This window comes from Streptomyces sp. NPDC002690, assembly GCF_053592415.1.
The window spans coordinates 1-10,818 of record NZ_JBSFVR010000260.1; the positions used below are offsets into that span (position 1 = coordinate 1).

General features: G+C 71.8%; 9 protein-coding genes. 6 read left to right on the forward strand and 3 right to left on the reverse strand.

Translation table 11 applies throughout. From position 1 onward, the window contains the following. The 3 genes from ACWD3D_RS26265 to ACWD3D_RS26275 form a co-directional block, all read right to left on the reverse strand. Positions 1 to 640 (reverse strand): NADH-quinone oxidoreductase subunit C (locus tag ACWD3D_RS26265; protein ID WP_451463266.1); only part of this gene is annotated, 640 nt, incomplete at its 3' end. Between the two features lie 47 nt (positions 641 to 687). Then, the gene (locus tag ACWD3D_RS26270; RefSeq protein WP_451463260.1) at positions 688 to 1,389 is read right to left on the reverse strand and encodes an NADH-quinone oxidoreductase subunit B; all 702 of its coding nucleotides are present in this window, start codon (positions 1,387 to 1,389) and stop codon (positions 688 to 690) included. After that, positions 1,380 to 1,781, reverse strand: a complete 402-nt coding sequence (locus ACWD3D_RS26275; RefSeq protein WP_386888201.1) for an NADH-quinone oxidoreductase subunit A — start codon at positions 1,779 to 1,781, stop codon at positions 1,380 to 1,382. Before ACWD3D_RS26275 ends, ACWD3D_RS26270 begins: the two co-directional genes overlap by 10 nt. Positions 1,782 to 2,078: 297 nt before the next feature. Here ACWD3D_RS26275 and ACWD3D_RS26280 point away from each other — a divergent pair, with 297 nt between their 5' ends. From ACWD3D_RS26280 to ACWD3D_RS26305, 6 genes are all read left to right on the forward strand, one after another. Next, entirely contained in the window at positions 2,079 to 3,272 is a 1,194-nt protein-coding gene (locus ACWD3D_RS26280; protein WP_451463261.1) for a sensor histidine kinase, read from the forward strand. Between the two features lie 344 nt (positions 3,273 to 3,616). Then, entirely contained in the window at positions 3,617 to 5,017 is a 1,401-nt protein-coding gene (locus tag ACWD3D_RS26285) for a sensor histidine kinase (RefSeq protein WP_451463262.1), read from the forward strand. Between the two features lie 256 nt (positions 5,018 to 5,273). After that, complete coding sequence (locus ACWD3D_RS26290; RefSeq protein WP_451463263.1) at positions 5,274 to 6,161, forward strand: aminoglycoside phosphotransferase; 888 nt, start codon at positions 5,274 to 5,276, stop codon at positions 6,159 to 6,161. Positions 6,162 to 6,612: 451 nt separating this feature from the next. Continuing rightward, a complete protein-coding gene (locus ACWD3D_RS26295) occupies positions 6,613 to 7,266 on the forward strand; it encodes a LuxR C-terminal-related transcriptional regulator (RefSeq protein WP_451463267.1) in 654 nt (217 codons plus the stop codon). Positions 7,267 to 7,671: 405 nt separating this feature from the next. Beyond that, entirely contained in the window at positions 7,672 to 9,618 is a 1,947-nt protein-coding gene (locus ACWD3D_RS26300; RefSeq protein WP_451463264.1) for a 2-oxoacid:acceptor oxidoreductase subunit alpha, read from the forward strand. Beyond that, on the forward strand, positions 9,611 to 10,672 hold the full coding sequence (locus tag ACWD3D_RS26305; RefSeq protein WP_451463265.1) for a 2-oxoacid:ferredoxin oxidoreductase subunit beta: 1,062 nt from the start codon (positions 9,611 to 9,613) through the stop codon (positions 10,670 to 10,672). The genes ACWD3D_RS26300 and ACWD3D_RS26305 overlap by 8 nt, the downstream gene beginning before the upstream one ends. The last annotated feature ends 146 nt before the right edge of the window (positions 10,673 to 10,818 follow it).

Genomic DNA, 10,818 nt, shown 5'->3' on the forward strand with positions numbered 1-10,818 from the left:
GTACGCCTCGTGCACCGAGACGACCGGGCCCTCGGCGGGCCGGTGCGGGCGGCAGCTGCCCCTTGAGCGGGCCCCATTCGTTCGGATCGGGAACGCCCGGCGGGAGCATGGTGCGCCGCTTGGGCCCGCCGTGCTCGGACTCGCCGGGCTCCTTGGCGCCCGGCCATGCCTTGGCGACCCGGGCGGCGAGGACGAAGTCCTTGCGCAGCGGGTGGCCCTCGAACCCTTCGGGCAGCAGCAGGGGCACCAGGTGCGGGTGGCCCTCGAAGCCGATGCCGAACATCTCGTGGGTCTCGCGCTCGTGCCAGGCGGCGCCCGCGTAGACGTCGATCGCGCTGGGCAGCACGGCCGCGTGGTGCGGGACCGTCGTACGGACCAGCAGCCGCCGGACCGTACCGGTGGCGAGCGCGGCCACGTGGGCGCTGACCAGGTAGCCGGTGCCGGGTTCGTCGACGGCGCTCAGCCAGTCGAAGTAGGTGCAGCCGAGCCGGTCGCGCGCGGTCGTGAGCGCGGCGGTCCAGGTGCCGGCGGGCACGTCCACGGTGAGCAGGTCGTACGCGTGAGCGGCGGTCGCCCCCTCGCCGAAGAGCCCGGCGACGGCCTCGGCGACGGCGGCCTCGTCGGCGTCCACGCCGAGCAGCCGGTCGTACAGCTCAGCGGGAGTCCCGGCCGGGTTCTGAGAAGCGTTCACCGCGAATCCCCCGACTCCCGCGAATTTCCCGACTTCCCCGAATTCCCCGACTCTCCCGGCTCCGCGGGTGCGGCGACGAGTCCGCTGCGCAGCGCGGCGGTCGAGGGCCGGGCGGCGGTGCCGGTGGCGTAACGCTCCGCCAGCGACTCGCGGGCGATCCGCTCCTGGAGCTTGAGGATGCCCTGGAGCAGCGCCTCGGGCCGGGGCGGGCAGCCGGGGACGTACACGTCGACGGGGATGATCTGGTCGACGCCCTTGGTGACCGAGTACGAATCCCAGTACGGGCCACCGCAGTTGGAGCAGGCACCGAAGGAGATCACGTACTTCGGTTCGGGCATCTGCTCGTACAGCCGCTTCACGGCCGGGGCCATCTTGTCCGTCACCGTGCCGGACACGACCATCAGGTCGGCCTGGCGGGGGCCCGGGGCGAAGGGGATCACACCGAGCCGCATGAAGTCGTGGCGGGACATCGAGGCGGCGATGAACTCGATGGCGCAGCAGGCGAGGCCGAAGTTGAAGACCCAGAGGCTGTAGCGGCGGCCCCAGTTCAGGACCACCTTCATCGGTTCCGGTGCGAGGCGGGACAGCACGCCGAGCCGTTTGGGCTCGGGCAGCGGGACCGGCCCGGGGCCGGTCACCGCCTCCTGCGTACCGGCTGCGGGCTGCGGCTCGGGGGTCGGCCGGCTCGTCACGCCCATGTGAGGACGCCCTTCTTCCATGCGTAGAGCAGTCCCACGGCGAGGAAGCCGAGGAAGACGAACATTTCCACCAGGGTGGTCGCGCCGAATCCGGGCGCGGCGAACACGGTCGCCCAGGGGAAGAGGAAGACCGAGTCGACGGCGAAGATCACGTAGAGGAAGGCGTAGACGTAGTAACGCACCTGCGTGTGAGCCCAGCCCTCCCCGACGGGGTCGACACCGCACTCGTAGGTGAGGAGTTTCTCGGGCGTCGGAACCACGGGCCTGAGCAGGCGTCCCGCCCCGAAGGCGGCGGCGACGAAGAGCACGCCGACCAGGGCGAGCAGTCCGACGACCGAGTAGCTGTGGAAGTAATCCGACGCGAGAACGGTCGGCTCCGGCAGTTCCGGCACGTCCGCCACGTCCGTTCCTCGCTCCCTCGAACCCTTCGACGATCTGTACGCACGGGAGTCTAGGCCCTGTTAAAGAGACGGTAAGCAGCCGCGTCCCGGGCAGGTGCGGGACGAGGGGTGGGATACGGGACGGGCCGAGGGTTCGATGAGGGGCCGGGTGAGGGGTGCGCCGAGGAGTGGGTGAGGGGGCGGGGCGGGGGTGGGTGAGGGGCCGGGCGAGGGGTGGGGTTATCCCCACTTCCTCGCACCCACGAGCCCCATGGCGTGCGCGGGGGTCCAACCGGCAGGCTTGGTCGCATGACGACGAGCCCCTCCGAGAGCCCCTTCGCGCCGGACGACCCCCGGCCGCCCCGACTGCGCCCGGCCCTCGACGTGTGGACGTGGAAGGAGATCGCCCATCTGCTGGCGAACCTGCTGACCACGATCATCGGCTTCGTCTACGCGGTCGTGCTGGTCAGTGTCGGTGCCGGGCTGTCCGTCACGGTGGTCGGACTGCCGTTGCTCGCCCTCGGTATCCAGGGCTCGCGGGGGCTCGGCCGGTTCGAGCGGGCCAGGGCCCGCGTCCTGCTCGGGGTGTGTGTCGAGGAGCCCGGCGCGATCGCGCGGACCCGCCGCGAGAAGGGATTCTTCGCCTGGCTCTGGTCGGGGCTCGGTGACCCGGTGGGCTGGCGGACGCTGTTGTATTCGTTCATCCGACTGCCGTGGGGCGTGGTGACGTTCACCGTGACGCTGGTGGGGTTCTTCACGTTCTGGCCGGTACTCCCCTACGTGACGCGGGCCCTCAGCAACGTGGACCGCGCGCTCGTACGGACGCTGCTGGCGCCCTCGGACGAGCTGGAGCGGCGGATCGCCGAGCTGGAGTCGGACCGGGGTGTGGTCGTGGACACGGCGGCGGCGGACCTGCGCCGGATCGAACGTGATCTGCACGACGGCGCCCAGGCCCGGCTGGTGGCGCTCGCCATGGACCTCGGGCTGGCGAAGGAGAAGCTCGGCGCCGATCCGGAGGCGGCTGCCCGGATGGTCGACGAGGCGCACGGCGAGGTGAAGGTCGCCCTCCAGGAGCTCCGCGACCTCGCCCGGGGAATCCATCCGGCCGTCCTCACCGACCGGGGCCTGGACGCGGCCCTCTCCTCGATCGCTTCGCGCTGCACCGTGCCCGTGACGGTCGGCGTCGATCTGCCGGGCCGGCCGGCCCAGGCGATCGAGGGCATCGCCTACTTCACCGTCTCCGAACTGCTCCAGAACATCAGCAAGCACAGCCGGGCGCGCTCGGCCGCCGTGGACGTGTGGCGTGCGGGCGACCGGCTGATGCTCCAGGTGCGCGACGACGGCAAGGGCGGGGCGCGGACGGAGGGCGGCAGCGGCCTGGCCGGACTGTCGGAGCGGCTCGGTGCGGTGGACGGCCTGCTGATCGTGGAGTCGCCCGAGGGCGGCCCCACCTCGGTGACCGCCGAGCTGCCCTGGCGCGACGGCGCGGCCGGACCGGGCTGAGAACCGGAGGCTGGAGCCCCGGGCCGAGAACCGGAGGCTGGGGCCGGAAGAAGTACGGAGGGCCGGGGCGCGTGCGCTCCGGCCCTCCGGCGTGCGCGCGGCGCGTACGCCGGGGTGGGGGTAACCCCCCGTCGGATACGGAGACCGCCCTCATGGTGCGGGGCGCCCGTACGGAAGAGGCTGGAGTCATCGGCCGGAGAGCCGCGCGCGGGCCGGGGCGACGTCCCGGGAACGGCGTGAGCCAAGCCGCGTGCGCGGAGCGGCCCGCGACGTGACGGCATGAGACGGCATACGGAGAACGGCCCGCGACGGGCCTCACCGGAGAACGGAAACGGACGGCAGAGATGGCCACGGCATACGGATCGGACGCGCGGGACGGGCAGGGTGGGGACACCGGCGCCTGGCACCGTCCCGACGAGAAGCACTTCTTCCCGGCCGTGCTCCGCGCGCCGGTCGAGGGGCGGACCTGGCGGGAGCTGCTGTACCTCCTGCTGAGCCTGCCGGTGAGCGTCGTGCTCTTCACGCTCGTGGTCACCACGGTCTCGCTGAGCGCCGGTCTGATGGTCACCTTCCTCGGCATCCCGGTCCTCGCCGCCGGCCTGGCGGTGTGCCGGGGGTTCGGCGCCCTGGAGCGCGGGCGCGCCCGCGCTCTTCTGGGGCTCGACGTGGCCGCTCCCGAGCCCGTGCGGGGCCGGACCGGCGGGGTGTTCTCGTGGGCGGGCGCGGCGCTCCGCAACGGCGCCTCCTGGCGCCACCTGCTCTACGGGTTCCTGCACTTCCCGTGGGCGGTCTTCGCGTTCACCGTCGCGGTGACGGTGGTGGCGACCGCCTGGAGCATGTTCACGTACCCGCTGTGGGCCTGGGTCTTCCCGGCGTACGTGGGCATCGACGGCCTCCAGCTGTACGGGGACGCCACGCACCGCGTCTATCTGGACTCGGCCTTCGAACTCACGGCGACCTGCGGTGTGGGCCTGGTCCTCGTGCTCGTGTCGCCGTGGATCGTCCGGGGGCTGGCCTCGGTGGACCGGGTGATGGTCGCCGGGCTGCTCGGCCCGTCCCGGCTGGACTCCCGCGTGGTGGAGCTGGAGTCGGACCGGGGTGTGGTCGTGGACACGGCGGCGGCGGACCTGCGCCGGATCGAACGCGATCTGCACGACGGCGCCCAGGCCCGGCTCGCCGCCCTCGCGATGGAGCTCGGGCTGGCGAAGGACCGGCTCGCCGAGGACCCCGAAGCGGCGGCGCGCCTGATCGACGGGGCGCACGGCGAGGTGAAGGTCGCCCTCCAGGAGCTCCGCGACCTCGCCCGGGACATCCACCCCGCCGTCCTCACCGACCGGGGCCTGGACGCCGCCCTCTCCTCCGTGGCCTCCCGCTGCGCGGTCCCGGTCCACGTGGACGTGGAACTGCCGCTGCGCCCGGCACGGGCGATCGAGAACCTCGCGTACGTCACCGTCTCCGAGCTGCTCCGCAACGTCACCCGGCATGCCCGGGCCACCCGGGCATCGGTCACGGTGCGCCGGACGGCTGACCGGCAGAACCGTTACGACCGCAAGGACGGGCAGCACCGCCCCGAGCACCTGGTGATCCGGGTCGACGACGACGGGCGGGGTGGCGCGGACGTGGCGGCGGGCGGCCACCTGGCCGGACTCGCGGAGCGTCTGCGTGCCGTGGACGGCAGCCTCACGGTGGAGTCCCCGGCGGGCGGACCGACGACGGTGACCGCCCGGCTCCCCTGGCGGGACTGACCCTCCGCCGTCGGCCGCCTCGGCCGCCCCGCCGCAGCACCGGGCAAGGCTCCGGGCAAGGCTCCGGGCAAGGCTCCGGGGGGACCCGCACCACCTGGTACGGGTCCCCCCGGAGCGCGAGCCGGCCGTGCCGAGCAGCCCGGGCAGGTGGCGCACCCGGATGCGCGCCCGAAGGAGTGAGGCGGGTCGGCGCCGGGGTCCGGGCGGTGCGAAAAGGAGGTGCACCGGACAGGGCGGAGTGGGCAGGATGCCTGCCGTGACCGACCCATCGAGCGACGGCCTTCCGCTCCACTCCCTCCCTACCGGTGCCTGCCCGCACGATCCCGTCCCGCCCCGTGCCGTCCTCGACGCCTTCGGTGTGGAGGGCACGCCCGTCCCCCTCGCGGGCGGGCAGGGGCGGAGCGTCCGCGTCGGCGCCTTCGTGTTCAAGCCGGCCGAAGGAGGTGCGGAGGAGGTCGAGTGGGGCGCCGCGCTGGCCGAGCGGCTGACGCCGTCCAGCGGCTTCCGGGTACCCCGGCCGCTCCGGGCCGTCGACGGCCGGAGCCTCGTGGACGGCTGGACGGCGACCGAGTTCCTGCCGGGTGAGCCCGGTCCGCAGGGCCGCTGGACCGAGGTGCTCAGCGCCGGACGGGCCTTCCACGCCGCCCTGCGGCCGTTCCCCCGGCCCGGCTTCCTCGGCCGGCACACCCACCCCTGGGCCGTGGCCGACCGGGTGGCGTGGGGCGAGCAGGAGGTCGAGGTGGTGGAGGAGCTCGCGGCTCCGTTCGCCGCGCTGCTGGCACTGAGGCGCCCGGTGGCACGGGAGGCGGCCCAGCTCGTCCACGGTGACCTCACCGGCAATGTGCTCTTCGCCCCGGACAGCGCACCCGTGGTGATCGACTTCTCGCCGTACTGGCGGCCTCCGCTGTTCGCCGAGGCGGTCGTGGTCGCGGACGGCCTGCTGTGGTTCGACCTTCCCCGCCGCCTGCTGACGCTCGGCTCCGGTCACCCCGACTGGCGGCAGACGGTGATCCGCGCCCTGATCTTCAGGCTCGTCGCGCACAGCGAGAGCGTGCGGCCGTCGGGGCACGTCCCGCCCGGGGAGCCGGACCGGTACGCGGCAGCGACCGACGCCGTACGGAAGCTCGCGGCGCCCCGTCGCTGACATCCGCCCGGACGATCGCCCCGTATCCGGAATTCCCGTCTCCGCTCCGTCGGAAAGTCGAGAACCGGTGCGGAACCGGCCGGCCCCAGGGCTGCCGCAGACCATGTGATCATGGACTTTTTCATGGACATGATTTCCCGGTTCCGCGTCGGCCATATCTTCACGGCGGAACCGCACACTTGTCCCGCGGGTGCACCGACGACGCGAAAGCGCTCCGCCGATCGCGCCGCATTGCACTTCTCGCCGGCTATTTCCCACTCATAGGTGAATGCTCGGGTCCTCCGTTGCCACGCCCTCTCGTGCCGTGCCCGGAAATCGGCGATCCACCCCGTTCCCTCCTTGCCGCCCAGGGCTGGGATGCTGGGCACGCAAGTGAACCGCCGGGTGACCGGCACCGGACGACGACAGCAGTGGGGGAAGCGGCAGCGTGGAGAACAAGGTGCGGGTACGTGTGGTCATCGCGGAGGATTCGGTCCTGTTGCGGGAGGGGCTGACCCGGCTGCTCACCGACCTCGGGCACGAGGTCGTCGCCGGAGTGGGGGACGCGGAGGCGCTGCTCGAACTCCTGGCGGATCTGCACGCACGTCAGGAGCTGCCGGACGTGGTGGTCGCGGACGTACGCATGCCGCCGACCCACACCGACGAGGGGGTCCGGGCAGCGGTACGGCTGCGCAAGGACCACCCCGGCGTCGGGGTGCTGGTGCTGTCGCAGTACGTCGAGGAGCGGTACGCCACCGAGTTGCTGGCCGGCAGCACGCGCGGGGTGGGGTATCTGCTGAAGGACCGGGTCGCCGATGTGCGGGACTTCGTGGACGCCGTGGTGCGGGTGGCCGCGGGCGGTACCGCGCTGGACCCGGAGGTGGTGGCGCAGTTGCTGGGGCGGAGCCGTAAGCAGGACGTGCTGGCGGGGCTCACGCCACGCGAGCGGGAGGTCCTCGGCCTGATGGCGGAAGGACGGACGAACTCCGCCGTCGCCAGGCAGCTCGTGGTGAGCGACGGCGCGGTGGAGAAGCACGTCAGCAACATCTTCCTCAAGCTCGGTCTCGCGCCCAGCGACGGCGACCACCGGCGGGTGCTCGCGGTGCTGACCTATCTGAACTCGTAGGACCCGCCCCGCTCCGGACTCGGGGGCCCACGCGCTCCGGACTCGCGGGACCCGCCCCGCTCCGGACCCGCGGGGCCCACGCCGCTCCCGACCCGCTCCGCCCGCGTTCCCCCGCCCGCGTCTCCGAATTCCGGACAGCGCGCATTCTTGAACGGTTGTCGGCGCCCTCAATCCTCGCCGGACGGGAAATGTGCGGCCTACGTCGAAAGGCCGAGACGGCACCGGCCCCCCGACCTGCCTCGGAAGACTGGAATCGCCAGGAAAATAGGAAGGAACCGGCCTCTCCCGCCGACGTCCCCCATATGATCGACGGAGGAAGGCGCCCCTTACCGTCGTAGTGTGGGCCCCGGGGACCGTCGGCGGGCCGGCTGTTCCGGAGCCGCCGCCCAAGGGAGGTCCAGTTCAGTGACCAGCCAGGTCAGTAGCCAGGCCGATGTGACCGACGAGGCTGTCCTCGGAGAGCAACGCGCTCCCCGTGCGACGAATGCGGAGGTCGGCGTGAAAGAAATCCGTCGACTGGATCGGGTCATCATTCGATTCGCCGGGGATTCCGGCGACGGTATGCAGTTGACGGGCGACCGTTTCACTTCGGAGACGGCGTCGTTCGGCAATGACCTGTCGACGCTGCCGAACTTCCCGGCCGAGATCAGGGCGCCCGCGGGGACGCTGCCGGGCGTCTCGTCCTTCCAGCTGCACTTCGCGGACCACGACATCCTCACGCCCGGTGACGCCCCGAACGTCCTGGTCGCGATGAACCCGGCGGCCCTCCGCGCCAACATCGGGGACGTCCCGCGCGGGGCGGAGCTGATCGTGAACACGGACGAGTTCACGAAGCGCCCGATGGCGAAGGTCGGTTACGACACCTCCCCGCTGGAGGACGGTTCGCTGGAGGCGTTCAACGTCCACCCGGTGCCGTTGACCACGCTGACGATCGAGGCGCTGAAGGATTTCGGCCTGTCGCGCAAGGAGGCCGAGCGGAGCAAGAACATGTTCGCGCTGGGTCTGTTGTCGTGGATGTATCACCGGCCGACGGAGGGCACGGAGGCGTTCCTGCGGCAGAAGTTCGCGAAGAAGCCGCAGATCGCGGAGGCGAACGTCGCGGCGTTCCGGGCGGGTTGGAACTTCGGTGAGACGACCGAGGACTTCGCGGTGTCCTACGAGGTCGCGCCTGCCTCGGCGGCGTTCCCGACGGGGACGTACCGCAACATCTCCGGGAACCTGGCGCTCTCGTACGGGCTGATCGCCGCGTCCCGGCAGGCGGGGCTGCCGCTCTACCTCGGCTCGTATCCGATCACTCCGGCGTCCGACATCCTGCACGAGCTGTCCCGGCACAAGAACTTCGGCGTGCGGACGTTCCAGGCGGAGGACGAGATCGCGGGGATCGGCGCGGCGCTGGGGGCCGCCTTCGGCGGGTCGCTGGGGGTGACGACGACGTCGGGGCCGGGTGTGGCGCTGAAGTCGGAGACCATCGGTCTGGCCGTCTCGCTCGAACTGCCGCTGCTGATCGTGGACATCCAGCGCGGCGGCCCGTCCACCGGGCTGCCCACCAAGACCGAGCAGGCCGATCTGCTCCAGGCGATGTACGGCCGCAACGGCGAAGCACCCGTCCCGGTCGTCGCCCCGAAGACCCCGGCCGACTGCTTCGACGCCGCCCTCGAAGCCGCCCGCATCGCCCTGACCTACCGCACCCCTGTCTTCCTCCTCTCCGACGGCTACCTCGCCAACGGCTCCGAGCCCTGGCGCATCCCGGACCCCGAGCAACTCCCCGACCTCCAGGTCACCTTCACCACCACTCCCAACCACACCCTGGACGACGGCACCGAGGTCTTCTGGCCGTACAAGCGCGACCCCGAGACCTTGGCCCGCCCCTGGGCGGTACCGGGAACGCCGGGTCTGGAGCACCGGATCGGCGGGATCGAGAAGCAGGACGGCACCGGGAACATCTCCTACGACCCGGCCAACCACGACTTCATGGTCCGCACCCGCCAGGCGAAGATCGACAACATCGACGTCCCCGACCTGGAGGTCGACGACCCGACCGGCGCCACCACTCTCGTCCTCGGCTGGGGCTCCACCTACGGCCCGATCACCGCCGCCGTGCGGCGGCTGCGCGCGGCCGGCGAGACCATCGCCCAGGCCCACCTGCGCCACCTGAACCCGTTCCCGCGCAACCTCGGCGAGGTCCTGAAGCGGTACGACAAGGTCGTCGTCCCCGAGATGAACCTCGGCCAGCTCGCCACCCTGATCCGCGCGAGGTACCTCGTCGACGCCCACTCCTACAACCAGGTCAACGGCATGCCGTTCAAGGCCGAACAGCTCGCCACCGCCCTGAAGGAGACCATCGATGGCTGACACCGACCACCCGCTCCTCCAGCTCGTCCCCAAGGCCGACGCGCCCCAGACGATGAAGGACTTCAAGTCCGACCAGGAAGTCCGCTGGTGCCCCGGCTGCGGCGACTACGCCGTCCTGGCCGCCGTCCAGGGCTTCATGCCCGAACTCGGCCTGGCCAAGGAGAACATCGTCTTCGTCTCCGGCATCGGCTGCTCGTCCCGCTTCCCGTACTACATGAACACCTACGGGATGCACTCCATCCACGGCCGCGCCCCCTCCATCGCCACCGGCCTCGCCACCTCCCGCCGCGACCTCTCGGTGTGGGTCGTCACCGGAGACGGCGACGCCCTGTCCATCGGCGGCAACCACCTCATCCACGCCCTGCGCCGCAACGTCAATCTGAAGATCCTGCTGTTCAACAACCGGATCTACGGCCTCACCAAGGGCCAGTACTCCCCGACCTCCGAGGTCGGCAAGATCACCAAGTCGACCCCGATGGGCTCGCTCGACGCCCCCTTCAACCCGGTCTCCCTGGCGCTGGGCGCCGAAGCCTCCTTCGTCGCCCGCACCATCGACTCCGACCGCAAGCACCTCACCAGCGTGCTGCGCGCGGCGGCCGACCACCCCGGCACCGCACTGGTCGAGATCTACCAGAACTGCAACATCTTCAACGACGGCGCCTTCGAAGCCCTCAAGGACAAGGAACGCGCCCAGGAAGCGGTCATCCGCCTCGAACACGGGCAGCCCATCCTCTTCGGCGCGGACGGCGGCAAGGGCGTCGTCCGCGACCCGGCCACCGGCGACCTCCGGGTCGTGGCGGTCACCGAGGAGAACCGCTCCCACGTCCTCGTGCACGACGCCCACGCCGCCTCCCCCACCACCGCGTTCGCCCTCTCGCGCCTCGCCGACCCCGACACCCTCCACCACACCCCCGTCGGAGTCCTGCGCAGCGTCGAACGCCCCGTCTACGACACCCTGATGTCCGAGCAGTTGGACAGGGCCGTCGAACAGCAGGGCAAGGGCGATCTGGCGGCTCTCCTCGCGGGCAAGGACACCTGGACCGTCGTCGGCTGAGCACCGCCCCCGCCCCGGCGAGAAGGAGAGCCCGGGTCCCGCCGCCTCATGACGAGGGCGCGGGGCCCCCGGGGCGGCCCGGCCGTCGTCCAGGGCGGCCAGGGACGGGGCGCCGTCTTAGCCGCCAACACGCCGACCACCCCCCG